The sequence below is a fragment of the Kitasatospora sp. NPDC028961 genome (assembly GCF_055564815.1).
Map to the genome: position 1 here is coordinate 1 of NZ_JBVHVO010000036.1, position 25,181 is coordinate 25,181.

Sequence of the window (25,181 nt, forward strand, 5' to 3'; positions counted from 1 at the left end):
TGCAGGGGGGACCCTGTGGGAGAGTAGGACGCCGCCGAACAATCATTCCAAAGAACCCCCCGATCCTTACGGATCGGGGGGTTCTTTGCGTTTCCGGCGGCATTCGCGGTGGGTGGCTGCGGCTCGCCGGCGATCGCCAGGCCCGGCGGGAGGGAGTGCCGCTCCGGGGTGGTGCTAGGTCCACCCCGGAATCGGGGTGCGACAGCCAGTGCCCCGCCCCTTGCCACCCGGCGACACTGGGTGGACGACGACCGGTACCGGCCCCAGGAGCATCCGTGACAGCAGCGAACCGATCGAGCGGCGCGGGCGTACGCGCTCAGACGGAGGCGGCCTTCCTGGCGGGCGGCCGCGGTCTGGTGCGGCTGGCTCTGGTGGCGCTGGGGGCGGTACCCACCGTCGCCCTGCCGATCGTGGCGGCGTCCTTCGCCGGTGGTGCGGTGAACTCGATGCTGGACCTCTATGACCTGGGCACCGTGTTCACCCTGCTCGCGGCGGCCCTCGCGGGCGCGGCCACCGCCGGCCTCCTGGTGCGCCGGGTCGCGAACCGGACGCGCGGTCAACTCGCCCGCTGGTACGGGATGCGGCTGCCGGTCGAGTACGACCCCCGGCCGGCGCTGGAGCGGGACGAGCGCGGCCACTGGTGGACGGGGTACTCGTACCACCGCTCCCACGGCGTCGCGAAGCTCGCCCACCTGCTGCACTGGGCCGCCCGGGACCGGGCCACCCGGTCGGAGATCGCCTGGTTGGTGATCAGCCCGGCAGCTGCGGCCGTACTCGCCCTGCCGGTGGCCGGTCTGCTGGTGGGCGGGGCGGGCTACGCGGTGACCGCTCCGGTGGAATACCGGGAGTACGGGCCGATCGATCCGGCCGGCGCCTCCCCGCTGGTCTCGGTCGTCCTGGGGCTGCTGCTGATGGCACTCGGCGTGGTGTTGGCGCCGTACGCGGTGCGGGGCTACGTAGAACTGGCCCGGCGCGTGCTGGACCAGGACGGCCGCGCCTCGCACGCCCAGCTGACCAAGCGGGTCGCCCAGCTGACGGAGACCCGGGCGGACGCGGTCGGCAACCAGGCGGCCGAACTGCGCCGGATCGAGCGGGACCTGCACGACGGCGCCCAGGCACGGCTGGTCGCGATCGGGATGACCCTCGGCACGATCGAACACCTGCTGGAGACCGACCCGGTGGCCGCCCGCGAACTCCTCTCCGAGGCCCGGCAGTCCTCGGCCCGGGCGCTCCAGGAGCTGCGCGACCTCGTGCGCGGCATCCACCCGCCGGTCCTCGCCGAGCGCGGACTGGGCGACGCGGTGCAGTTGCTGGCGCTGGACAGCGCCCTGCCGACCGAGGTGTGCGTGAGCCTCCCGGACCGGCTGCCGGCGCCGGTCGAGGCCGCCGTCTACTTCAGCATCTGCGAGCTGTTGGCCAACGCGGCCAAGCACTCGGGCGCGGAGCAGGTCTGGGTGGACATCCTCTACCGGGCCGGCAACCTGCGGGTCACGGTGACGGACGACGGCGTCGGTGTGGCGGATCCCAGCCGGGGCACCGGCCTGCGCGGGATCGAGCGGCGATTGGGTACCTTCGACGGTGTCCTGGCCATCGACAGCACGTCGGGCGGTCCGACCACCATCACCTTGGAGCTGCCGTGCGAGTTGTCCTCGCCGAGGACCTCTACCTCCTTCGCGAAGGCCTGATCCGGCTGCTGGAAGCGCACGGCTTCACCATCGCGGCGGCGGTCGAGACCGGCCCCGAACTGCTGGACGCGCTGCTGACGCACCGGCCGGACGTCGCCGTGGTCGACGTCCGGCTGCCGCCGACGCTGACCGACGAGGGCCTGCAGGCCGCGCTCCAGGCGCGCCGGGAGATCCCGGGCCTGCCGGTGCTGGTGGTCTCGCAGCACGTGCAGCAGCTGTACGCGCGGGAGCTGCTGGCGGACGGCACCGGTGGTGTCGGCTACCTGCTGAAGGACCGGGTCTTCAACGCGGACCAGTTCATCGACGCGGTCCGCCGGGTGGCGGCCGGCGGCACCGCGATGGACCCCGACGTGATCGCCAAGCTGGTGCAGCGCACCTCCCGCCGGCCGGGCGCGCTCCACCACCTCTCACCGCGCGAGCGGGAGGTGCTGGAACTGATGGCGGAGGGCTGCTCCAACTCGGCGATCGCGGCCCGGCTGGTGGTGAGCGACGGCGCGGTGGCGAAGCACATCGCCAACATCTTCACCAAGCTCGGTCTGGCCCCCGCCGACGACGCCAACCGCCGGGTCCAGGCCGTCCTCGCCTATCTCAACGGGACGGCGGGGCGACCGGCCTGACGCCCCGCCCGGCCGGTCGGCACCCGATCGGCACGCGGCCGACACCCGGTCGACACGGGGCCCGCGCCCGGTGTCCGCCGGGGCCGGTTCCACCCCGGGCTGCGAGGAAGCTGAAACAGCTGTACGAGTAAACTCCGGTGGGCCGAGCCCGGCGGCTGCTCGGTCGTCCGGCGCCCCGACCACCGGGAACCGGCGCCGAGGCAGCGCACGGCCGCAGCCGACACCCAGGGGTTGATAGACGTTATGGCACGCCCTCCGCTCACCAAGGCTCACCGCAGCCTGCTCGGGCTGGTCGCCGCCGGGGCCTGCCTGATCTCGGGCATCGGCTTCGCGGGTTCGTACAACGCGGTGCGGGAGCTGGCGTCCGAGAAGGGCTTCGGCGCCTTCTCCTACGCCTTCCCGATCGGTGTCGACGCCGGTATCGTCGTGCTGCTCGCGCTGGACCTCGTCCTGACCTGGCTCCGCATACCCTTCCCGCTGCTGCGGCAGACCGCCTGGCTGCTGACCGTCGCCACCATCGCGTTCAACGCGGCCGCCTCCTGGGGCGACCCGCTCGGGATGGGCATGCACGCCGTCATCCCGGTGCTGTTCGTGGTCGTCGTCGAGGCCTCCCGGCACGCGGTCGGCCGGATCGCCGCCATCACGGCCGACCGGCACATGGAGTCCGTCCGGCTGATGCGCTGGCTGCTCTCCCCGGTGCCGACCTTCCGGCTCTGGCGGCGGATGAAGCTCTGGGAGCTGCGCTCCTACGACGAGGTCGTCCGGCTGGAGCAGAACCGGCTGGTCTACCGGGCGCAGCTGCGCTTCCGGTACGGGCGCGGCTGGCGCCGCTCGGCGCCGATCCAGGCGCTGTTGCCGTTGAAGCTGGCCAAGTACGGGGTGCCACTGGACCCGGCGCTGCTGGACCGGCTGGACGAGGAGTCCCGCACGGCCACCGAGCTCCGGGAGAGTCGGACGCCGGCCGCCGCCATCCCGGTGGCCGCTGCCGCCGGCACCCAGCCGCAGGCGCAGCCGCGCGCGCAGGCACAGCCCGCGGACGCCCGGCCGGAGAACGCCCGGCCCGAGGGCCTCCAGGTGGAGCAGGTCCGGTCCGAGGCGGCGGTGCCCGCCGTGGCGCCGGTGCCCGCGGAGGTGGCCGCGCCGATGCTGGCCAAGCTGGCCGCGGTGCGGCTGCGGGCCTCGCAGGAGCCGGCCGCCGAGGAGGAGCAGGCGCCGCCGCAGCCCCGGGAGGAGCTGAACGTCTGGACCGAGCGGCCGGTGCGGACCACCGGGCCGCAGGGCGACGGCTCCCCGGGCGGCCGGGTGCCGGGCCAGGCCTCGCCGTGGTTCAAGCCGCCGCGGCCGTCCGCCGCCCAGCCCGAGCCGCAGCCGGCGGCGCGCCCGGCCGCCCGTCCCGGCGGAGCGGCGACCGCCCAGGCCGTCGCGCAGTCCGAGGTCCACACCGGTCCGGACGGCGCCGGCTACGCGGACCTCCCGGTGGAGGCCGGTTACGCGCAGGACGCCGAGTACGTCCGCGAGGCCGACTACCCGCAGGAGGAGGGCTTCGCCCCGGAGCCGGACGCGGCCGAGGGCTCCGGCCGCCCGTACGACTCCGCCTCCCGCCCGGCGCCGTCGCGGCTCGACCCCGAGCTCTGCTACACGGCGCTGGTCAGCTACATCGACACCTTCGAGAAGGAGCCCAGCCCGCAGCGCCTCGCGGACTGGCTGACCAAGGAGTACGGCGTGACCGGCACCCGGCCGGACGGCTCGGTGCACCACAAGGACGTCGCCGAGCTCTTCCCCGAGCTGCGCGACCGCTACGCCGCCGCCGGGAGGGACTGAGCGGCGGACCCGCCCAGGAGCCGGAGCCGCCTGCCGCCTGCCCGTCCGCCGCTCGGTCGGCCATTGACGCCCGACCCCGGCGGGGCTACCTTCGCCTCAACAAACTGTTGAAGCGCTGGTTCGGCACGGAGGAGTACGGATGTCGCAGGTCGAGGTGGACGGTACCGGTCCGGCGGGCGGAGCCTCGTTCTCCGGAGCGGCGCGTGCCGCGGTGGAGGCGCTGCTCTCCCCGGTCGACGCCGACCTGGCCCGCCGCTACCCGGGCGACTCCGGCAGCCGGCAGCCGGTCCACACCGTCTACGTCCCGGCCGACGCCTTCGGTGCCGACACCGTCCGCGACTGGGGCCGACAGGCGCTGGAGGCGTTCGACACGCACGCCGGTACCCCGGCGGCCCTGGCCGGCGCGCTCGGCGTGGCCGACGACGCGCTGCTCGCCGACGTGCACGCCCGGGTCCGCGCCAAGCTGGAGCGGGAGCCGGTCGAGGACCTGCGGATCGACTTCGAGGACGGCTACGGCCCCCGGCCCGACGCCGAGGAGGACGCGGCCGCCGTCCGGACCGCCGAGTTGATCGCGGCCGCCGTGGCGGACGGCAGCGCCCCGCCGTACATCGGCATCCGGATCAAGTGCATGGAGGCGGCCGTCCGCGACCGCGGCATCCGCACCCTGGAGCTGTTCCTGACCGCCCTGCTGGCCTCCGGCGGCCTGCCCGAGGGACTGGTGCTCACGCTGCCCAAGGTGACCTACGCCGAGCAGGTCACCGCGCTGGTCCGGCTGCTGGCGGACTTCGAGCGCTCGGCGGGGCTGCCGGCCGGCCGGATCGGCTTCGAGATCCAGATCGAGACCACCCAGGCGATCCTCGGCCCCGACGGCCGGGCCACCGTCGCCCGGATGATCGAGGCCGCCGAGGGGCGGGCCACCGGTCTGCACTACGGGACCTTCGACTACAGCGCCGCCTGCGGGGTCGGCGCCGCCTACCAGAGCATGGACCACCCGGCCGCCGACCACGCCAAGGCGGTGATGCAGGTGGCCGCCGCCGGTACCGGCGTCCGGCTCTCCGACGGGTCGACCAACGTCATCCCGACCGGGTCCACCGAGCAGGTGCACGCCGCCTGGAAGCTCCACCACGACCTGGTCCGCCGCTCGTTGGCCCGTGCCTACTACCAGGGCTGGGACATGCACCCGGCGCACCTGCCGACCCGTTACGTCGCGGTGTACTCCTTCTACCGCGAGGGCCTGGCGGCCGCCGCCGCCCGGCTGGCGGCGTACGTCGCCAAGACCGGCGGCGACGTGATGGACGAGCCGGCGACCGCCCGGGCGCTCAGCGGCTACCTGCTGCGCGGGCTGGACTGCGGGGCGGTCGACCTCGCCGAGGTCCTCTCGCTCACCGGTCTGGACCGCGCCCGGCTGGACGCGCTGGCCGGCCGCTGAGCCCTCCCGGCCCCGCCCCGAGTCGTCCCTGCTCCGACTCGTCCCTGCTCCGACCCGGCGCTCTCCGGCTCGGACCGGTGACCGAACGGGCAGGGCCTAGGCTGGCGGTGGCGCCCCGGAACCACGTGGGGCCGCCGCCAGCCTTCGCCGTCTTCCGGGAGAACCGCCGCACCATGTCCGCCACGCCGGAGCCGACCCCGAGGCAGTACCTGACCATCCGGCACGCGGGCAGCCACGAGATCGAGATCAAGAAGTCCCGCTTCATCTGCCACCTCGCCCGGGTCACCGACGAGGACGAGGCGCAGGCGTTCATCGCGGGCATCCGCAAGCAGTACTGGGACGCGCGGCACAACTGCACCGCCTTCGTGGTCGGCGACGAGCAGCGGCGCGAGCGCTCCAGCGACGACGGGGAGCCCGGCGGTACAGCCGGGGTGCCGATGCTGGAGGTGCTGCGCCGGCGCGGGCTGACCGACACCGCGGCCGTGGTGACCAGGTACTTCGGCGGGATCAAGCTCGGGGCGGGCGGCCTGGTCCGGGCCTACGGGAGCGCGGTGTCGGAGGCGGTGGACGCGGTCGGGCTGCTGGAGCGGCGGCCGGTGGCGCTGCTCGCGGTCGCGGCGGACCACACCCGGGCCGGGCGGGTCGAGAACGACCTGCGGGCGGCCGGCTACACGGTGAGCGACCTCGCGTACGAGGCGGCCGGGGTGCGGATCGAGGTCGGGGTGCCGGAGCCGGAGGTGGCCGAATTCCGCACCTGGCTGGCCGAGGCGACCGGCGGTACCGCGGTGGCGGTGGCGGCGGGTCGGACGTATGTCGAGGTGCCGGTCTGAGCGGGTTCCCCGCGGCGCGGGGGTGACGCTCGGGCGGGGGTTCGCGGAGCGACCGGGCCGGGGGCCGGACCGACTTTCGGCCAGATCGGGTCCGGCCGGGTTCCCGTCCTCCCGCACCCTGCCTAGCCTGGGCGGATCGCCGACCAGGAGGCCGAGCCGAGATGTCCCTCGTCCAGACCATCACCCTGCCCCCGGGCGCCAGTACCGGCTGGCACTACCACCCGGGCCGGGTCGACGTGGTGGTGCTGTCGGGGACGCTGACGCGGACCCTGCACGACGGCCGGGTCGAGGTCAGCCGGGCGGGCGAGTCGCTGGTCGAGGAGGCGGGGCCGGTCCACGTCCACGTCGGCCGCAACCACGGGACCGTCCCCGTGGTGCTGATCGCCGATTACGACGCCCCGGAGGGCTGCCCGCTGGCGGTGCCGGTCGCCGAACCGGAGTGGAGCCGCAGCGGCGCGGGCCGCGCGGAGGGCTGAGACCGGCCGCAGCAGAAGCCGGCCCGGTCCGGCGGTCGGCTTGAGCAGATTCACTCGAACGTATTGACGTGGCCCGGAGTTGGAACTTCCGCTCCGGGCTGTGGCGTTTCCTGGGCAAGGATCCGGCAAGAACCGGACGAACACACCCCCATCGATGGAGGACGACAGACCCCACCACCGCACCACGGAGGTATGCGCATGACCTCAGACCGTTCCTCGTCGCCCGCCCGCGCCGGTCTGCCCGGCCCCAGGGGCCTCGCGACGCCCTATCGGATGACCGTCACCACCGCGCTCCCGCACGCCGACGCCGTGGCCCTGGCGGACCAGCGCCTCGCCGCCTGGCTGAAACACGAAGGCTGTGAGGAGCCCCCGCCGGCCGCCCACCGGTCCGTCGCCGCCGAGGCCGCCGAAGTCCCCGCCGAACGCCTGCGCCTGGGCGACCGGGTCCTGCTCGACCGCGACGGCGGCCCCCTGCGGGGCGGCCCGGGGGCCGGGCGCTACGACCGCCGCCGGCTGCGCACCCCGGCCCCGCACGGCACCCACCAACTCACGCTGACCACGGCGACCGGCGCCGACGGCCGCACCTGGGTCCGGCTGGAGGCCGAGACGCACACCACCGGCACCGGGGTACGGACGCCGTGCCGGGTGCCGGTGCCCGAACTCACCTGCAGCCTGCTGCCGCTGCTGGACGCCACCGACGGCCCGGCCGCCGTCCAGTCGGCGCCGAGGGTGCTGACCGCCGCCGAGGTCGACGGCCTGATCGACGCACTCTGCGATCCGGAGCGCCGGCTGCCCGTCGTGGTGGCGAGCGTCCCGGTCAACCACGACCTCGACAGCTGGGTGGAGGACGTCGTCCGCCCGCTCTGCCGCCAACTCCCCGGCCTCGCCACCGCCTACGTCCTGGATCCGGGCGCCCGTACCGAGTTCAACGTCGCACTGGAGTACCACACCGTTTACGGCGGGGCGGTGCGCACCTATCAGCCCGAGGTCGATCCGGCCTCCCGGTCGGACGCCGCGCGGCACCCGGTGCTGGCCCGCCACCGGATCGAGGAGGACCTCCGCCGGGCGGCCGGGCTGCTGGCCCGCGAACCGCGCCGGCTCGCCGCCGAGCTGCCGCTGCCGGCACCGCTGGCCGCCGTCCCGGTGCTGCGGGTGCCCGCGACCGCGGCCCGCCCGGGCACCGGCCCGGAGGACGCCACCGCCCGGGCCGAGCGGGCGGCGCTCGCCCACGAGGAGCAGCAGGACCACGCCGAGCAGCAGGCGAGGGCCGACGAGCTGGAGCGGGTGCGGCACAGCCTGCGCCGGGAGCGCCGCCGGGGCCGCCGGGTGCCGTCGGCGGCCGACGAGCCGCCGGGCGGGTCGGTCACCGGGCCGCGCCGGGGCGTCCAGTCCCGGGGGCCGGCCGGTCGGCTCTGCGTCGGCCCGGGTTCGGCGGGGCGCCGCCCGGCCGCGCCCGGGGCGGGCAGCAGACCGGGCTCACCGGGCGCTCCCGGGTTCCGGGCGGTGCCGGACAGCTTCACCGAACTGATGGCCCGGTTGGACGAGTTCCCGCTGCTCACCTTCACCGGGGACCAGAAGAGCGCGCTCGCCCTGGACGACCTGCGGTGCGCCGGGGCCGGCTGGGCCCGGCTCACCTGGGGCGGTCTGACGTCCCTGCAGGAGTACGCCGAGGCGGCGGTGCGCGGCGAGGCGGGCGGCGACTTCAAGCAGTGGTGCGAGCACACCCCGGCCGGCCGCCACCGCTTCCCGCCCCGCAAGGCGGTGCGCGGGGAGTCGCGGACGGTCTTCAGCCACACCAAGTGGAAGCGCGAGCGGATACTTCCGGTACCGGAGTGCGTGGACGCCTCCCGGCGGGCGTTCATGGGCGCGCACCTGCGGATCGGCGGTGGGCGGACGGCCCCGCGGCTGCACTACCTCGACGACTGTTCGGGCAGTGGCCGGATCTATGTCGGCTACATCGGCCTGCACCTGACCAACACCCGGACCAACTGAGAGGCTTGGCTGACCGGTGCGCCCGTTCGGTGGACAATGTCCGGCAGGGGCGGCCCGTAGGCTCGCCGGCCGCCCCGGGCAGGCGCCGGACGAGCATGGGGGAACCGCGACCGATGCAGCACTCAGCAGACGGCCAGCCCGACGGCGCCGTGATGGCCCCCCAACCCGGCTTTCTGGCCTCGGTCTTCCGTGACCTCGGCGTCAGCGGCCCGGACGGTCCGGACCGATCCGACGGATCGTCCGGGCCTGACGGGCCTGATGGTCCGTACGGGCCCGATGGGCCACCCGGCTCGCCGGGCCCGGCCGACCGGGCGGCCGACGGTCATGGCGGCCCGGACGGTCTGAGCGGCGCGGCCGGCCTGACCGGCCCGGAGGGCGCGGACGAGGCGGTCGCCGCGCACACCCGGGCCGCCGCGCTGACCCACCACCGGTCCGACACCGTCCGGGCCGAGCACGAGCGGCTCGCGGACCTCCTGCGGCGGGCCGCGCTGCCCGTCTCGGCGATGGACTTCGAGAGCCAGCTCCGCCACTACGAGCCGAGGCCCTACCCGGCCACCGGCCCGGGCAGCGGCGAGGCCGACGCCGAACCGCGCTGGGAGGACTACGCGCCCGAGCGGCCGGCCGGGGCCGACCCCGACGAGCCGCCGACCCGGCGACTGCTGGACTCCGGCTTCCAGCGCGAGCTGGCCCAGGCCCGGCTCACCCACCAGCGTGCCCTCCGGGAGTGGCGCACCCGGCGGGCCGGGGCCGACCGCCCGGCCGAGGACGAGTCGCGGCGGGTCCACGAGCAGGCCGAGCAGGCGAGGGCCCGCGCGGTCCGCGAGTACAACGAGACCCTGGAGGAGTGCCGGCGGGCGTACCGGCTGGCCGAGCCGGCCGCGGTCGAGTCCCTGCTGGAGCGGGCGCTGGCGGCCGCCGAGACGGCCACCCAGGACGTACCCGCGCCCTGCCGGGCGGTCTTCCGCCCGCTCACCCGCACCGCCGTGCTCGACCTCGACCTGCCGTCCCTCGACCTGGTGCCGTCGCTGACCGGGTACCGGCTCGCCCCGGACGGCGAGATACTCCCGGTGCCGCGCCCGCCGGCCGACCGGGCCACCGACTACCTGCGGCTGGTCGCCCGGCTGGCCCTGCGCGCGCTGCAGGCCGCCGATGCCGTCGACACCGACGAGATACTGGCCGGGGTGGTGCTGAACGGCTGGCTGCGCGAGTCCGCCGGAGCGGAGCCGCTCTGCCTGGTGAGCGTGGACGCCGACCGCGACGCCCTCGCCCGGACCAGGCTGCTGCCGGCGGCCGCCCCCTTCGAGGAGCACGACGGCGAGGGCGTCTACGCGGACGCCGAACAGGACGAGGCACTGGTCCGGCTGCGCCAGCTCGGCGCCGCCGTGACCCCGGACCCCTATGCCAGGGCGGGCGTCGAACCGGCCGCCCTGGCGGGCGCCACCGTGCCGTCCGCGCCGGACCTCTCGGCGAACGAGTTCGCCCACCTGGTCCGCGAGCTGCTCACCCGCGGCGGGCTGGAGCAGTGGAGCGTACGACTGCGCGGCCCGGCGGGCCTGGTCGCCACCGGGGAGGGGGCGGCGGGCAGCGCGCTGCCCGGGCGCTGGGTGGTCTGGGCGTCCCGCGGGTCCGGGGCGGTGGGCGAGGAGGAGATCAGGACCTTGGCGGAGGCCGTCCGCGAGGAGTCCGCCGAGCGCGGTCTGCGGCTGACCACCGGCCGGTTCACCGACGAGGCGCTCGACCTCACCGGCGAGGACGGGCACCAGCACATCCATCTGGTCGACGGCGACGGCGTGCGGGAGCTCGCCCGCACCCACCTCGGGCTGCCGCTCGCCTCCGGTCACTGAACGGGCCGGCCGGGCCGCGAGCCCGACGGGTGCCCGGGTGCTCTCGCGGCTCACCCTCACGGACCGCCCGGCGGGCGGCGCCCCGGGCACCGGGCGAGGCTGGGGGCACCGGCGCCGGGGCGTGCCCGGCCCGGGTCGTCCGGCACCGTTCGGCGATCGGCCCCGGCGAGCCACCGGGGCACGGGACGCCGGGACGCCCGGGGGTTGCTCGGGACGCTCAGGACACGGGGGAGGCGAGGGGATGCGTAGGGTCTCCGGTACGGGGGAGGTGGGATGACCGCGATCCTGGTCGCCGCCGGCGCTTTCCTGATGACGCTCATCGGTGGCTACGTCGCCCAGCGCACCGGTGACCGGCGCCATCTGGTGCTCGGGTTCGCCGCCGGGCTGATGCTCGGGGTGGTGGCCTTCGACCTGCTGCCGGAGGCGCTGCACCAGGCACCCGGGGAGATCCACGGCGTCCCGCAGGCGCTGCTGATGTTCGCGGCCGGGTTCCTGGCGATCCACGTCGTCGAGCGGGCGGTCGCCATCCACCGCGGCCACGAGGGCGAGTACGCCGCGCACACCCACGGCCACCAGCACGTCCACACCCATGCGCACGCCCAACCGGCGGTCGCCGAGGGAACGTCCGCGCCGGGGATCGGGCTGACCGCGGCGCTCGCCCTGGTCGGCCACAGCGTGATGGACGGCTTCGCGATCGGCGCGGCCTTCCAGGCCGGGACCACCGTCGGGACGGTGGTCGCCGTCGCCGTGGTGGCCCACGACTTCGCCGACGGCTTCAACACCTACACGATCACCCGGCTGTACGGGAACGACCGCCGGCGGGCGCTGACCCTGCTCGCGGCCGACGCGCTGGCACCGGTGACCGGCGCCGCGATCACCCTGCTGTTCACCATCCCCGAGCAACTGCTCGGCCTCTACCTCGGGTTCTTCGCGGGTTTCCTGCTCTACCTGGCGACCTCCGACATCCTCCCCGAGGCGCACAGCCCGCACCCCTCGCGCGCCACCCTGCTCTGCACCATCCTCGGGGTGGGCTTCATGTGGCTGGTGATCGGGTTCGCCGGCTGAACAGCCGGACCCGGGCAGCCCGGGCGGCCGCACACCCGGCCCGGGTGGCCGCACATCCGGGCCGGGCCCGCGCTCACGTCGCCAGGGCGGCCCACCGGTCCCGCATCGCGGCCAGTGCCTCGGTGATCGCCGGCCGCCGGGAGGCCTGGGCGCGCCAGAGCGCGACCACCCGCCGGGCCGGCTCCGGCAGGACCGGCCGGGCGACCACCCCCGGCGGCAGGGTGCCCCGGCCGAGCCGCGGCACCAGCCCCATCCCCAGACCCGCCGCGATCAGCGCGATCTGGGTCTCGAACTCGCCGACCTGGTAGCGCACGTCGGGCTCCTCGCCGACCTCGCGCAGCGTGCGGACCAGCCAGTCGTGGCAGATGTTGCCCGGTGGCACGCTGATCCAGCACTGCCCGCGGAGCCGCTCCACCGGGACCACGGCCTCCCCGGCCAGCGGGTGCGCGGCCGGCAGCAGCAGGTCCACCGGATCCGGGCCGAAGTCCAGCCGGACCAGGCCCTCCTGCACCGGCAGCGGCACGGTCGGCCAGTCCTGGACCAGCGCCAGGTCCACCTCGCCCCGGGCCACCAGCTCGGCCGCCGGGTACGGGTCGCTCTCCAGCAGCCGGACGTCCAGGTCGGGGCAGCGCTCGCGCAGGTCGGCGAGCGCGCCCGGCATCAGTCCGCGCGCGCCGGTGGCGAAGGCGGCCACCAGGAGCCGCCCGACCGCCCGGCCGCGCTGCTCCTCCAGCCGCACCTGGGCCTGTTCCACCAGGCCCAGCACCGCCTGCGCGGTGACGGCCAGCTCGCGCGCGGCGTCGGTCAGCACCACGCCCCGGCCCTGACGCTCCAGCAGCACCGTCCGGGTCTCGCGCTCCAGTTTGGCGATTTGCTGCGAGACCGCCGACGGCGTGAAGCCGAGCGAGGCCGCCGCCCCGCCCACCGAACCGTGTACGGCCACCGCGTGCAGCGCCCGCAGGCGTCCCAGATCCATCATGCAGCAATGCTAAAGCCCGCCCTTCAGAATTCATCGCTGGTGCTACACGGTCGGTGGGGGCCATCCTCGACCCATGACCGCAACACCGGCCGCCCCCGGCGGCAGCATGAGGCCGCGTCACATCGCGCTGGCCGTCCTGGTCGCCGCCGTCTGGGGCCTCAACTTCGTCCTGATCCACGTCGGCCTGGAGAACTTCCCGCCGCTGCTCTTCTGCGCCCTGCGCTTCGCGGTGGTCGCCGTCCCGGCGGTCTTCTTCGTCGGCCCGCCGCGCGTGGCGTGGCGGTGGGTCCTCGGGGTGGGCCTGGTGCTCGGGGTGGTCAAGTTCGGACTGCTCTTCCTCGGCATGCACGCCGGGATGCCGGCCGGGCTCTCCTCGCTGGTCCTGCAGGGCCAGGCGGTCTTCACCGCACTGTTCGCCGCCGTCCTGCTGGGCGAGCGGCCCGGCCCGCAGCGCCTGGCCGGCCTCGGGATCGCGCTCGCCGGCATCGGACTGAGCGCCGTCGACCACGGCGTCGGCGGCCCGGTCGGTGCCTTCGTCCTGGTCGTCCTCGCCGCCGTCGCCTGGGGGCTGTCCAACGTGCTGACCCGCAAGGCCGCCCCGCGCGACGCGCTGCGCTGGATGGTCTGGGTCAGCGCCGTCCCGCCGCTGCCGCTGCTCGGGCTCTCGCTGCTGGTCGAGGGCCCGGCCGCCGACCTGCGGGCACTGCGCGACCTCACCCCGGCCGGACTGGGCGCGATCGGGTACGTCGGACTGGTCTCCACCCTGTTCGGCTTCGTCGCCTGGAGCTTCCTGCTGCGCAGCTACGACGCCACCACGGTCGCGCCCTACTCGCTGCTGGTCCCGGTGTTCGGGATGTCCTCCGCCTGGCTGCTGCTCGGCGAGCGGATCGGCCCGGTGGCCGGCTGCGCGGCGCTGCTGGTGATCGCCGGGATCGGGATCACCGCGCTGCGCCCGGGGGCGCTGTCCGGCGCGGCGGCATGGTGGCCGCGTACGCGCTCTCGGCGGAGCGCAGCGCTCGCAGCAGGGCGTCCTGGTCGGCCGGGTTGATCGGGCCGAAGTACTCCTGCGCCACCTCGTGCCGGACCTGCCCGATCCGCTCCACCGCCGACCGGCCGGCCGTCGTCAGCACGATCCGGACGGCGCGCCGGTCGGCCGGGTCCGGGGTGCGCTCCACCAGCCCCGCCTCCTCCAGCGCGTCCACCACGGTGGTGGCCGAACGGGGGGCGATGTGCAGCCGCTCCGCCAGGTCGCCCAGGCGCATGGCGCGGTCCGGCAGCTCGCAACCGGGGGCGTGCGCGAGGGTGCGCAGGGCGCGGCCCTGACCGGGGGTGATGCCGAAGGGCTCCAGGCGCTCGCTGGTGAGGCGGCGGATCCGCTTGATCGCCCTGGTCATCGCGTCGGCGAGCTCGGCGGTGGTGTCCTGCGCCGCGGTGTCCTGGGCCGCGGTGTCCTGCACTGCGGTGCCGTCCGGCGCGACGGTGAGGTCCGGGGCCGCGGCGCCGTCCCGGGCGGTGCCGGGGCCGGTGGAGGAGCTCCCCGCGTCGTCGGTCGGCGTGGTGGTCATGGGGGCTCTCCTCGGCAGGTGTCGACCAAGGGTATCGGCCGGTCCGGGGGTGGGAGCAGGGCAGGACGCGCCACGGACGAGGGCTCCGTAAAGTTGTTGAGTCTGGCTCACTATCTGGGTTAGCTTGGTTCCGAGTGAGGGCAACCTAAGTTCCCTCCCGTGATTCTGGAGGGCCCGTGCCCCGTTCCGAAGCCCGCGTCGCCACCGACCGGTCCGCCCGCTACGCCAAGCAGCTCGCCGCCCACATGGGGCGCAAGATCGAAGCCGACTGGTCGGAGGAGACCGGTCGCGGCACCCTGACCTTCGGCCGCGGCACCGCCACGCTGGAGGCCGCCCCCGACGCCCTGCTGCTCACCGTCGAGGGCGAGACCGAGAACCTGCCGGGCCTGGAGGACGTGGTCGGCCGTCACCTGGTCCGCTTCGGCGCCCGCGACGAGCTGGTCGTCAGCTGGCAGCGCGACAACGGCGAGCCCGGCCTCGTCCAGCGCAACGACGAGCCCGCCGAGCCCAACGAGCCCGCCGAGGGCTAGGGGTGGTGCCGGGAGCCGCGGCCGTTCCGGGTCGGTGGCAGCCCGGCGAGCGCCCGGAGCACCAGCCCGCCGAGGCACCAGCCGGCCACCACGTCCAGCAGCCAGTGGTAGTCGCTCCACACCAGCCCGAGGCCGACGCCGGCCGCGAGCAGGGCGGCGGCCGCGTACAGGCGGCGGCGGGCGCGGGCGCCGGCTGTGCGGGCCAGCAGGAAGGCGGCCACCCCGTAGGAGAGGGTCGCGGTCGCCGTGTGGCCGGACGGGTACCAGCCCCACTGGTCCGGCGCCAGGGGCATCCCGAACGGCCCCGGCCGGGCGAACGCCGCCTTCGCCGGGACGACCAGCAGTGGGATCAGCCCGGCCGTCAGCACCGCGATCAGCGCCGGCAGCCACGGGCGCGCCGCCCCGGCCCGGCGGGACCGCCAGGCCGCCGATGCCCCGGCGGCCAGCAGGACCGGGATCGCCGGGACGGAGCTGCCGAGGTCCGACAGGGCCTCGCCGAGATGGTTGAGCAGCGTGCTGTGGAGGTCGTGCCGGGTCTCCCGGACGCCGTGCCGGACCCAGCGGTCCAGTCCGAGCAGCGGTCCGTCGACGGCCACCTGCCAGGAGATCAGCACCAGCACGGTGGCCAGCGCCACCGGCAGGGCCGCCGGTCCGGCCGGGCCCACTAGGCGCTCCGGAACGCGAAGTGGCCGCCCCGGAGCAGGGGGGAGAGCTCCGGGGCGGCTCTGATGATCGCCGTTCCGCGCGCCCCGGGGGGTATGGGTCGGACGGTCGGTCGATCGGCCTTCGGTGTGCGCCGGCCCTTGCGGGTCGGCCTGGTTGTCCTCGCGGGCGACCTGCGGATCCGCCGGTGGGGGCGGTGCCGCGGACGGGTCCGCCAATGGCTGGGGCTCGCTGTCCATCTGTCATGACACTACGTCAACGGCCGCGGCGCACTGAGGAGCTTCAGCGATTCAGCACAGCATCTTCACCCCGGGTGTGCGGTGCGGCGGCCCGCCCCGCACACCCGGACGAAACCGCCCGTAGCGACCGAACGGCCCGTGCGGACGAGGTGTCCGCACGGGCCGTTCGATGCTGTCCGGAATCCCTCCGGCGGGTCGGTGTCACCCGGTCACGGGCGGCCCGGTGGGGGCGCCGCCGGCTCAGACGGTGGCGAAGGCGTTCTCCAGGATGTCCAGGCCCTCGTTCAGCAGGTGCTCCGGCATGACCAGCGGCGGCAGGAAGCGCAGCACGTTGCCGTAGGTGCCGGCGGTCAGGACCACCAGGCCCTCGGTGTGGCACGCCTTGGCGATGGCCGCGGTGGCCTCCGCGTTCGGCTCCTTGCCACCCGGCTTCACCAGCTCCACGGCGATCATCGCGCCGCGGCCGCGGACCTCGCCGATCCGCACCGAGTCGTGGTGGGCGAACTTCTCCTGCAGGGCCCGCAGACGGCCGAGCATGATCTCGCCGATCCGCTGGGCCTTGCCGTTGAGGTCCTGCTCCTTCATGGTCTCGATGGCGCCCAGCGCGGCCGCGCAGGCCACCGGGTTGCCACCGTAGGTACCGCCCAGGCCGCCGGCGTGCGCGGCGTCCATGATCTCGGCGCGACCGGTCACCGCGGCCAGCGGCAGACCGCCGGCGATGCCCTTCGCGGTGGTGATCAGGTCCGGGACGATGCCCTCGTCGTCACAGGCGAACCACTGGCCGGTGCGGCAGAAGCCGGTCTGGATCTCGTCGGCCACGAAGACGATGCCGTTGGCCTTGGCGTACTCCACGATCGCCGGCATGAAGCCCTTGGCGGGCTCGATGAAGCCGCCCTCGCCCTGGATGGGCTCGATGATGATCGCGGCGACGTTCTCGGCGCCGATCTGCTTGTTGATGATGTCGATCGCCTGGGCGGCGGCCTCGGCGGCGCAGTTCTCCGCGCCGGTCAGCCAGCGGTACGGGTAGGCCACCGGAACCCGGTAGATCTCCGGCGCGAACGGACCGAAGCCCTGCTTGTACGGCATGTTCTTCGCCGTCAGGCCCATGGTGAGGTTGGTGCGGCCGTGGTACCCGTGGTCGAACACCACGACGGCGGTGCGCTTGGTGTAGGCGCGGGCGATCTTCACCGCGTTCTCGACCGCCTCGGCGCCCGAGTTGAACAGCGCGGTGCGCTTGTCGTGGTCGCCCGGGGTCAGCTCGTTCAGCTGCTCGGCCACGGCCACGTAGCCCTCGTACGGGGTCACCATGAAGCAGGTGTGGGTGAAGGCGGCCAGCTGCTCGGTCGCCTTGGCCACCACGGCCTCGGCGCTGTTGCCGACGTTGGTCACGGCGATGCCGGAACCGAAGTCGATCAGCGAGTTGCCGTCCACGTCCTCCAGCACGCCGCCGTTGGCACGGGACACGTACACCGGCAGGGTGGTGCCGACGCCGGCCGCCACCGCACCCAGCTTGCGGGCCTGCAGCTCCTGCGACTTCGGACCGGGGATCGCGGTGACCAGGCGGCGCTCCTGCGGGAGCGGCGTTGCGGCGCTCATGGGTTTCTCCAGACTTCTCGGCTCGGTGCTTCGCAGGCTACGGCGGCCCTCCCCGGCCGGGCATGCGCCACTCGGTAGCACTGGGCCGTCCGACTTGTCCGGGGCGGCCAGCGCAGGGAGTGCGACTACCGGCAGCCCACGCTCCACTACATTGAGCGCGGGCGTGTCGCCGGTGCGGCGGCATGGGTATGGCGGGACCGACGGTGGTCGGGCCGGGCGGGCGAGGGAGCGGGGCCGTACATGGGACTGGACGGGGCACGGGGCTACGGCGAGCGGACCGCCGCCGCACCTGCGACACCCATGCCGCACCAACGTCCCGGCCGCCCCGCGGCACCCCCGCCCTTCGACCTCGCAGCCTGGGTCGCCGCCCCCCGCCCCGACGCCGCCCCGGGCGTCTACCGGCAGGGCTACGACCAGGTCGACCCCGACCGGGCGGAGGACGCCAAGGTCCCGACCTGGCCCCTGCTGCTGAGAGCGGGGCTGAACGCGGTGGTGGGATGGTTCGCCTATCTCTACGGCACGCAGTTGACGACGTACGTGCTGGTCTGGTTCGGCGGCCAGACCGGCATCGGTCCGCTGGCCGAACCGTCGCAGTCCGAAGCGGTGTTCACCCTGCTGATCGTCAACGTGCTCGTGCTCGCTGTCGTGATCAAGGTGTTCGGCCGGATGGGCCGCTGGCCGGAGGTGTGGCGGCGGTACGTGGCGCCGTTGATGGCGCGCACGGTGACCACGGAGGAGCCCGCCGAGGAGGGCGTGGCGGCGCAGGCCGAGTGGGCGCGTGACCCGTGGGCGGCGCTGCGGCTCGGCGGGGCGGCCACGGCGGCGGGCCGGCTGGACGGCGAGACCGTCGGGGACGTCGACTACGTGCGGATCCAGCGGGCCTGGGAGTCGGCCCAGGCCGACCCGGTGTTCGTGCCGGCCTTCGTCGAGCAGGTGGCCGCCCGGGGCGCGGCGGCGTTCGCCCACCCCTCCGAGGCGCGCGAGCTGGCCGGGCGGGAGGAGCAGCACGATCTGCTGCTGGGCCAGGTGCGGCTGGGCACCGCGCAGGACGTGCCGAAGAACCCGTTGACGCACCGGGCGGCCGGTTTCGCGCTGGACCCGTCGCTGCTGGGCACCTCGTTGCTGGCGGTCGGCCCGGCGGGCACCGGGAAGACCGCGCGGCTGGCCCGGCCGGTCGCCGAGGCGCTCTGCCTCCAGGCGCTGGCCGGTACGGCGTGCGCGGTGGTGATCGGCGCGGCCGACGCGGAGCTGGGGCCGGACGCCTGGTACGACGTGGTGATCGCGCCGGGGGACCGGGGCTCGGCGTACGGGCTGGACCTCTACGGGGCGGTGCAGGATCCGGACGAGGCGGCCGCCCGGCTGGCCGAGGCTCTGCTGCCGGACGAGCTGACGGCCCGGGCGGAGACCGCCCGGACGGCGCTGCAGCAGGTGGTCGGCCCGTTCCGCGCCGGGTTCGGCCGCTACCCGGCGGTGCGTGAGCTGCGGGCGCTGCTCGGCGGTGAGCCGGAGGCCCTGGAGGCGCTGGTGAAGGCGCTGCGCGCGGCGGGCCGGCTGGCGGCGTACGAGCGGGACCTGGAGTACCGGGAGCGCCAGCGCGGCCGGGCGGACGACCCGGGGGCGCTGCTGGCGGACCGGCTGGCCCTGCTGGACCGGCCGGCCTTCGAGGGGGCGTTCGCGACCGACGGTACCGGCCGGCCGCCGTTCGCGATGCGGGTGCTGGACCACCCGCTGCGGGTGCGGGTGAAGCTGCCCGAGCGCAGCCACCCTGAGGCGGCGCGGATGCTGTCGCGGCTGCTGGTGGGCCAGTTCGTGCAGGCCGCGGCGGCCCGGGAGGACCGTTCGCTCTTCGCCGGCCTGGTGGTCGACGACGCGTCGACGGCGTTGGACGCGCACATCGTCCGGGGGCTGCAGCGGCTGCGCGCGGCCAACGCCGGCGCCGTGCTGTTGCTGCGGACCCTGGTCGATCTGCCCGAGGCGCTGCGGGCGCCGCTGTTCGGGGCGGTCGGCTGCCGGATGGTGTTCCCGGGGATCGCGCCGTGGGACGGCCGGATGTTCTCCGAGGCCTGGGGCACGCACCTGGTCCGGGAGACGGCGGTGACGCACGCGCCGGACACCTCGGGCGGGCTGGTCCGCCGGGCCGGGCGGCTGGGGCGCAAGGCGCTGTCGGGGACGACGGCGCAGACCGAGTCGGTGACCACCCGGGACGTGGAGCGGTTGCGCTGGTCGCCGTCGGACCTGGCGCACGCGTTGCCGGCGGGCCATGCGGTGATCTCGCTGACCGCGGTCTCGGGCGAGCAGGTGCCGCCGCTGCTGGTGGACCTGCGGGGCTGAAGCTCGCCGCCGAGGTGGATTCGGCAGTGCCGGTTGTCCGGAGCGTCCATAATGAGGGGAGAGACCCCCGCCAGACTCCCCAGCCCTCTCCTCGCCCGGCCGCAACGGCGCGGTCAGGTCGTCCCCCGAAGGTGCCATGCCTCCCACACTCGCCTCCGTCGTCCGCAACACCTCGCTCCATCTGACGGTCCTCGCCGGTGCGGACCACCTGGAGCGGCCGGTCCGCTGGGTGCACACCAGTGAGCTGGACGACCCGACGCCCTTCCTCGAAGGCGGTGAGCTGCTGCTCACCACCGGGATCAAGCTGGGCCGCACCGCGGCCAGGTTGCAGGCGTACGTGCACCGGCTGGCCGACGCGGGCGTGGTGGGGCTCGGCCTCGGTGTCGGCCTGTCGCACACCGAGGTGCCGCAGCCCCTGGTGGACGCGGCCGCCCAGCGCGGGCTGCCGCTGCTGCGGGTGCCGGAGCCGACGCCGTTCATCGCGATCAGCAAGGTCGTGTCGGCGGCCCTGGCCGCCGAGCAGTACGAGGCGGTCACCACCAGCTTCGAGGCGCAGGAGGAGCTGACCCGGGCGGCGCTCGGCAAGGACGGCACCACGGCCGTGGTGCGCCGGCTGGCGGCGCGGCTGGGAGGCTGGGCGGCGCTGTACGACGGTTCGGGCGCGCTCTCGGTGGTGGCCCCGGACTGGGCGGCCCGCCGGGCCGGCCGGCTGGCGGCCGAGGTGGACCGGCTGCGCCGGCGCCCGGCGCCGTCGAGCGCCGCGCTGCAGGGGCGTTCGCCGGGGATAGACACCGCGGACGAGGACTACGTGGTGGTCCAGTCGCTGGGGGCGGACCGCCGGGCCCGGGGCTTCCTCGCGGTCGGCACCGAGGACCGGATCACCCCGACCGAGCGGTACGTGCTGAACGCGGCGGTGGCGCTGCTGACCCTCACCCTGGAGCGCTCGCGCGAGCTGCGCCAGGCGGAGGAGCGGATGGGCGCGGCGCTGCTGCGGATGGTGCTGGCGGGCGAGGTGGCGACCGCCCGGCAGGTGGCGGCCGGGCTCTTCGGCGGTCTGCCGGAGGGGACGGTCCGGGTCATGGTGGCCGGTGCCGGCCAGGGCGTGGACGCCACGGAGGCGCTCGGCGAGCTGGGCGACCGGGCCGAGCAGGCCGGCGCCCGGGTGGGGGAGAAGCTGCTGGTGGCGCGCGAGGAGGGCGGCACGCACGGGCCCCGGCTGATGGTGCTGGCACTGGACAACGGTGCCGTGCACCGGGCCTGCCTGGGGGCGGTGGAGGAGCACGAGGGCCTGTCTCTGGGGGTCTCGGCGCCGGCCGCGCTGGAGGAGGCGGGCACCGCGAACGCGCAGGCCGAGCGGGCGCTCGCGGTGGCGCTGCGCGGCGGGCGCCGTGCGGTGGACCACGAGGAGGTGGGCGCCGGCTCGCTGCTGCCGCTGCTGGGCGAGGACGCGGTGACGGCGTTCGCGGAGGGGCTGCTGCGCCCGCTGCGGGACCACGACCGGACCGCCCGCGGCGACCTGGTGGCGTCGCTGCGCGCCTGGCTCTCCAGACACGGCCAGTGGGACGCGGCCGCCGCCGACCTGGGCGTGCACCGGCACACGCTGCGCTACCGGATGCGGCGGGTCGAGGAGTTGCTGGGCCGCTCGCTGGACGACACCGACGTCCGGATGGAGCTCTGGCTGGCCCTTCGCTCCGGCGAAGAGTAGGCGAGGAGCAGCGGAGCAGTGGCGGAGCAGCCGACCGGCGGGTGACGTCCGCCCGCCCCCCCGGGCGGTGGAGCACCGGAACCCGGCCCGTCCGCTGGACGGGATGGAGTGAGCGCGGGGGCGAACGCTACTTCGTGGCCAACCCGGTCGGCGCGCCGCCGCCCCTACCCTCGGTTCTGGTTCCACGTCCGTGGGGCCGTGAGGACGACGAGGAGAGGGCCGGTACCACGGTGACCACCACGTACGATTTCTGGCTGGCCGGCCGCCGGGCGAGCGGCGACGCCGACTTCGAGGTGCACAACAGCTGGGACGGCCGCCTGGTCGGCAAGGTCAGCGTCCCCACCGAGGCCCAGGTCGAGGAGGCGCTGGACGCCGCCGTGGCCGCGCTGCCGGTGTTCGCCGCGACCCCCGCGCACGTCCGTGCCGCCGCGCTGGACCACGTGGCCAAGCGCCTGGCCGAGCGCACCGAGGAGATCGCCCAGCTGATCACCGCCGAGAACGGCAAGCCGATCAAGTGGGCGCGCGGCGAGGTCGGCCGTGCCGTCTCCGTCTTCCGCTGGGCCGCCGAGGAGTCCCGCCGGACCAACGGCGAGACCATGCGGCTGGACACCGACCCGGGCGGCGTGGGCCGTTTCGCGGTGGTGCGCCGGTTCCCGCGCGGCGTGGTGCTGGGCATCGCCCCGTTCAACTTCCCGCTGAACCTGGTCGCCCACAAGGTCGCCCCGGCGATCGCGGTCGGCGCCCCGATCATCCTCAAGCCGGCTCCGGCCACCCCGCTCTCCGCGATGGTGCTGGGCGAGATCCTGGCCGAGACGGACCTGCCGGCCGGCTCCTGGAGCGTCCTGCCGGTGCCGAACGACCGGATGCCCGCGCTGGTGCAGGACCCGCGTCTGCCGGTGATCTCCTTCACCGGTTCGGACAAGGTCGGCTACCAGATCATGGACTCGGTGCCGCGCAAGCACACCACCCTGGAGCTCGGCGGCAACGCCGCGGCCGTGGTGCTCGCCGACTGGTCCTCCGAGGCCGACCTCGACTGGGCCGCCACCCGGATCGCGATGTTCGCCAACTACCAGGGCGGCCAGTCCTGCATCTCGGTGCAGCGGGTGATCGCCGACGCGTCGGTGTACGACGCGCTGGTGGAGAAGGTGGTGGCCAAGGTCGAGGCGCAGGTCACCGGCGACCCCAACGACGACGCCACCGACGTCGGCCCGCTGGTCGACGAGAACGCCGCGAAGCGGGTGGAGTCCTGGGTGGACGATGCCGTGGCCAAGGGCGCCAAGGTGCTCACCGGCGGTACCCGTGAGGGCGCGACCTTCGCCCCGACCGTGCTCGCCGAGCTGCCCGCCGACGCGATCCTGGCCAAGGCCGAGGTGTTCGGCCCGGTGCTGTCGCTGCACCGGGTGGACGGCACCGACGAGGCCTTCGCCGCCGTCAACGACTCCGCCTTCGGCCTGCAGGTCGGTGTCTTCACCCGTGACCTGCAGACCGCCTTCCGCGCCCATCGGGAGCTGGAGGTCGGCGGTGTGATCATCGGCGACGCGCCGTCCTACCGCGCCGACCAGATGCCGTACGGCGGGGTCAAGGACTCCGGCGTCGGCCGCGAGGGCGTCAAGTACGCGATGGACGACTACACCGTGGAGAAGGTCCTGGTCCTCACCGGCCTCGACCTCTGATCCCGAACGATCTCGAACGATCCCGAAGGGCTCCCGGCACGCCGAGGGGCCCGAACGGCCCGAGGGGCCCGGTACCGCCGCGCTGCGGTGGTGCCGGGCCCCTCGGTGTGTCCGGGGGAGGTTCAGACCCGGCCGGCCGCGGCCGCGACGGCCTCCGCCACGGAGGCGTTGCCGGCGACCAGCTCCAGCGTCTGCCCGGCGGTGCCCGCCTCGTGCAGCAGCTCGGCCAGCACCGCCGCCACGTCGGCGCGGTCCACCGCGCCGCGTTCGACCGAGGGGGCGAGCCGGACCAGGCCGGTGCCCGCGCCGTCGGTGAGCCGGCCGGGGCGCAGCACCGTCCAGTCGAGCGCGGTGCGGGCGCGCACGGCGTCGTCGGCGGCGCCCTTGGCCCGCAGGTAGGTCTCGAAGACCGGGTCGGCCGGGTAGTGCGCCTGGGCGTCGGCGCCCATCGAGGAGATGATCAGGTAGCGCCGGACCCCGGCGAGTTCGGCGGCGTCGGCGAGCAGGACGGCGCCGTCGCGGTCGACGGTGTTCTTGCGGTCGGCGCCGCTGCCGGGGCCGGCGCCGGCGGCGAAGACCACGGCGTCGGCGCCCGCCAGCAGCCGGGCGAGTTCGGGGGCGGTGGCGCTCTCCAGGTCGAGCAGCAGCGGCTCGGCTCCGGCGGCGGCCAGGTCCCCGGCCTGTTCGGGGCGGCGGATGAGGCCGGCGGGGCGGTCGCCGCGCTCGGCGAGCAGCCGTTCGAGCTTGAGCGCGATCTGTCCGTGGCCTCCGGCGATGACGGTACGCATGGCTCCGACGGTAGCCGGGACGCGTCCCGGCGTCCTGTGGAGTCCGGCCGGCAGGACACAATGGGCGCATGACTTCGCTCGCCCACCCGCAGCTGCGCTTCACCCCCGTGGTGAAGGACCCCTCCGCTCCTCGGGAGCTGGTGATCCTCGGCTCGACCGGTTCGATCGGCACCCAGGCCATCGACGTGGTGCGCCGCAATCCGGACCGGTTCCGCGTGGTCGCCCTGTCGGCGGCCGGCGGGCGGGTGGAGCTGCTGGCCGAGCAGGCCCTGGAGCTGGGCGTGCACACCGTGGCGGTCGCCGACCCGGCGGCCGAGCCCGCGCTGCGCGAGGCGCTGGCCGCGAAGGCGGCGGGGCGTCCGCTGCCCGCCGTGCTGGCGGGCCTGGACGCGGCCACCGAGCTGGCCGCGATGGAGTGCCACTCGGTGCTGAACGGCATCACCGGGTCGATCGGCCTGCGCCCGACGCTGGCGGCGCTGCGGGCGGGCCGGGTGCTGGTGCTGGCGAACAAGGAGTCGCTGATCGTCGGCGGTCCGCTGGTGAAGGCGGTGGCGAAGCCCGGGCAGATCGTGCCGGTGGACTCCGAGCACGCCGCGCTGTTCCAGGCACTGGCCGGCGGCACCCGCGCCGAGGTGCGCAAGCTGGTGGTCACGGCGAGCGGCGGCCCGTTCCGCAGCCGGACCCGCGAGCAGCTGGCGGGGGTGACGCCGCAGGAGGCGCTGGCGCACCCGACCTGGGCGATGGGGCCGGTGGTGACGATCAACTCGGCCACCCTGGTCAACAAGGGCCTGGAGGTGATCGAGGCGCACCTGCTGTACGACGTGCCCTTCGACCGGATCGAGGTGGTGGTCCATCCGCAGTCGGTGGTCCACTCGATGGTGGAGTTCACGGACGGCTCCACGCTGGCGCAGGCCAGCCCGCCGGACATGCGGATGCCGATCGCGCTGGGGATGGGCTGGCCGGACCGGATCCCGGACGCGGCGCCCGCCTGCGACTGGACGAAGGCCGCCACCTGGGAGTTCTTCCCGCTCGACGACGAGGCCTTCCCGGCGGTCCGGCTGGCGCGCGAGGTGGGATCGCTCGGCGGGACGGCGCCGGCGGTGTTCAACGCGGCGAACGAGGAGTGCGTGGAGGCCTTCCTGAAGGGCCGGCTCGCCTTCACGGGAATCGTGGACACTGTTGCCAAGGTCGTGGCCGAGCACGGACAGTACGACAGCGGGCGGGCCGCGGCGGGAACTTCTCTGACCGTCGAGGACGTCCTGCACGCGGAGGACTGGGCCCGCGCCCGGGCCCGCGAGCTGGCGTCGGGCTGACGGCTCCGGCGGACGACCGGACGACGAGCGGAGAGCAATG

Annotated in this window: 20 protein-coding genes; 15 read left to right on the forward strand and 5 right to left on the reverse strand. The window is 75.1% G+C overall.

Annotation, left to right across the window (positions count from 1 at the left end; genetic code table 11):
• Window positions 1-275 precede the first annotated feature (275 nt).
• The 9 genes from ACZ4UX_RS34025 (at window position 276) to ACZ4UX_RS34065 (ending at window position 11,759) form a co-directional block, all read left to right on the forward strand.
• Complete coding sequence (locus ACZ4UX_RS34025; RefSeq protein ID WP_465709472.1) at window positions 276-1,685, forward strand: sensor histidine kinase; 1,410 nt, start codon at window positions 276-278, stop codon at window positions 1,683-1,685.
• Window positions 1,637-2,302: a response regulator transcription factor gene (locus tag ACZ4UX_RS34030; RefSeq protein WP_329487739.1), complete on the forward strand. Its 666-nt coding sequence runs from the start codon at window positions 1,637-1,639 to the stop codon at window positions 2,300-2,302. The genes ACZ4UX_RS34025 and ACZ4UX_RS34030 overlap by 49 nt, the downstream gene beginning before the upstream one ends.
• A gap of 243 nt (window positions 2,303-2,545) precedes the next feature.
• Complete coding sequence (locus tag ACZ4UX_RS34035; protein ID WP_465709473.1) at window positions 2,546-4,123, forward strand: DUF2637 domain-containing protein; 1,578 nt, start codon at window positions 2,546-2,548, stop codon at window positions 4,121-4,123.
• 139 nt (window positions 4,124-4,262) lie between these two features.
• Window positions 4,263-5,552, forward strand: coding sequence for a DUF6986 family protein (locus ACZ4UX_RS34040; protein ID WP_465709474.1), 1,290 nt, complete (start codon window positions 4,263-4,265; stop codon window positions 5,550-5,552).
• A gap of 173 nt (window positions 5,553-5,725) precedes the next feature.
• Window positions 5,726-6,382 carry a YigZ family protein gene (locus ACZ4UX_RS34045; protein WP_329487736.1) on the forward strand — a complete coding sequence of 219 codons (657 nt, stop codon included), beginning with the start codon at window positions 5,726-5,728 and terminating at the stop codon, window positions 6,380-6,382.
• Window positions 6,383-6,543: 161 nt separating this feature from the next.
• Window positions 6,544-6,858, forward strand: a complete 315-nt coding sequence (locus ACZ4UX_RS34050; protein ID WP_329487735.1) for a cupin domain-containing protein — start codon at window positions 6,544-6,546, stop codon at window positions 6,856-6,858.
• Between the two features lie 198 nt (window positions 6,859-7,056).
• A complete protein-coding gene (locus ACZ4UX_RS34055) occupies window positions 7,057-8,850 on the forward strand; it encodes a hypothetical protein (protein WP_465709475.1) in 1,794 nt (597 codons plus the stop codon).
• A 113-nt stretch (window positions 8,851-8,963) separates the two neighbouring features.
• Window positions 8,964-10,694: a restriction endonuclease gene (locus ACZ4UX_RS34060; RefSeq protein ID WP_465709476.1), complete on the forward strand. Its 1,731-nt coding sequence runs from the start codon at window positions 8,964-8,966 to the stop codon at window positions 10,692-10,694.
• A gap of 273 nt (window positions 10,695-10,967) precedes the next feature.
• Window positions 10,968-11,759 carry a ZIP family metal transporter gene (locus ACZ4UX_RS34065; RefSeq protein WP_352288042.1) on the forward strand — a complete coding sequence of 264 codons (792 nt, stop codon included), beginning with the start codon at window positions 10,968-10,970 and terminating at the stop codon, window positions 11,757-11,759.
• Window positions 11,760-11,832: 73 nt separating this feature from the next.
• Here the strand turns inward: ACZ4UX_RS34065 and ACZ4UX_RS34070 are convergent, their stop codons facing one another.
• Window positions 11,833-12,738 (reverse strand): LysR family transcriptional regulator, encoded by a 906-nt coding sequence (locus ACZ4UX_RS34070; protein WP_465709477.1) that lies wholly within the window; start codon window positions 12,736-12,738, stop codon window positions 11,833-11,835.
• Window positions 12,739-12,844: 106 nt separating this feature from the next.
• Between ACZ4UX_RS34070 and ACZ4UX_RS34075 the strand changes: the two genes are divergently transcribed.
• Entirely contained in the window at window positions 12,845-13,786 is a 942-nt protein-coding gene (locus tag ACZ4UX_RS34075; RefSeq protein WP_359808495.1) for an EamA family transporter, read from the forward strand.
• On the opposite strand, the gene ACZ4UX_RS34080 is transcribed toward ACZ4UX_RS34075, so the two are convergent.
• Window positions 13,677-14,303, reverse strand: a complete 627-nt coding sequence (locus ACZ4UX_RS34080; RefSeq protein ID WP_359838418.1) for a MarR family winged helix-turn-helix transcriptional regulator — start codon at window positions 14,301-14,303, stop codon at window positions 13,677-13,679. The two genes, ACZ4UX_RS34075 and ACZ4UX_RS34080, sit on opposite strands and share 110 nt — an antisense overlap.
• Window positions 14,304-14,479: 176 nt before the next feature.
• Between ACZ4UX_RS34080 and ACZ4UX_RS34085 the strand changes: the two genes are divergently transcribed.
• Window positions 14,480-14,833 carry a DUF2218 domain-containing protein gene (locus tag ACZ4UX_RS34085; protein ID WP_465709478.1) on the forward strand — a complete coding sequence of 118 codons (354 nt, stop codon included), beginning with the start codon at window positions 14,480-14,482 and terminating at the stop codon, window positions 14,831-14,833.
• Here ACZ4UX_RS34085 and ACZ4UX_RS34090 read toward each other — a convergent pair.
• Together ACZ4UX_RS34090 and gabT are read right to left on the reverse strand one after the other, a co-directional pair.
• Entirely contained in the window at window positions 14,830-15,498 is a 669-nt protein-coding gene (locus ACZ4UX_RS34090) for a phosphatase PAP2 family protein (protein ID WP_465709479.1), read from the reverse strand. The genes ACZ4UX_RS34085 and ACZ4UX_RS34090 overlap by 4 nt on opposite strands.
• 477 nt (window positions 15,499-15,975) lie before the next feature.
• On the reverse strand, window positions 15,976-17,331 hold the full coding sequence (gene gabT / locus ACZ4UX_RS34095) for a 4-aminobutyrate--2-oxoglutarate transaminase (RefSeq protein ID WP_465709480.1): 1,356 nt from the start codon (window positions 17,329-17,331) through the stop codon (window positions 15,976-15,978).
• 300 nt (window positions 17,332-17,631) lie between these two features.
• On the opposite strand from gabT, the gene ACZ4UX_RS34100 reads away from it, so the two are divergent.
• From ACZ4UX_RS34100 to ACZ4UX_RS34110, 3 genes are all read left to right on the forward strand, one after another.
• Window positions 17,632-19,662 (forward strand): ATP-binding protein, encoded by a 2,031-nt coding sequence (locus ACZ4UX_RS34100; protein ID WP_465709481.1) that lies wholly within the window; start codon window positions 17,632-17,634, stop codon window positions 19,660-19,662.
• A gap of 136 nt (window positions 19,663-19,798) precedes the next feature.
• Complete coding sequence (locus ACZ4UX_RS34105) at window positions 19,799-21,367, forward strand: PucR family transcriptional regulator (protein ID WP_465709482.1); 1,569 nt, start codon at window positions 19,799-19,801, stop codon at window positions 21,365-21,367.
• Window positions 21,368-21,597: 230 nt separating this feature from the next.
• Window positions 21,598-23,040 carry an aldehyde dehydrogenase family protein gene (locus ACZ4UX_RS34110; RefSeq protein ID WP_352288023.1) on the forward strand — a complete coding sequence of 481 codons (1,443 nt, stop codon included), beginning with the start codon at window positions 21,598-21,600 and terminating at the stop codon, window positions 23,038-23,040.
• A gap of 122 nt (window positions 23,041-23,162) precedes the next feature.
• Here ACZ4UX_RS34110 and ACZ4UX_RS34115 read toward each other — a convergent pair whose 3' ends face one another.
• The gene (locus ACZ4UX_RS34115) at window positions 23,163-23,828 is read right to left on the reverse strand and encodes an SDR family oxidoreductase (RefSeq protein WP_352288021.1); all 666 of its coding nucleotides are present in this window, start codon (window positions 23,826-23,828) and stop codon (window positions 23,163-23,165) included.
• Window positions 23,829-23,896: 68 nt separating this feature from the next.
• Here ACZ4UX_RS34115 and dxr point away from each other — a divergent pair, with 68 nt between their 5' ends.
• Window positions 23,897-25,141, forward strand: a complete 1,245-nt coding sequence (dxr, locus tag ACZ4UX_RS34120; protein WP_465709483.1) for a 1-deoxy-D-xylulose-5-phosphate reductoisomerase — start codon at window positions 23,897-23,899, stop codon at window positions 25,139-25,141.
• Window positions 25,142-25,181 lie beyond the last annotated feature (40 nt).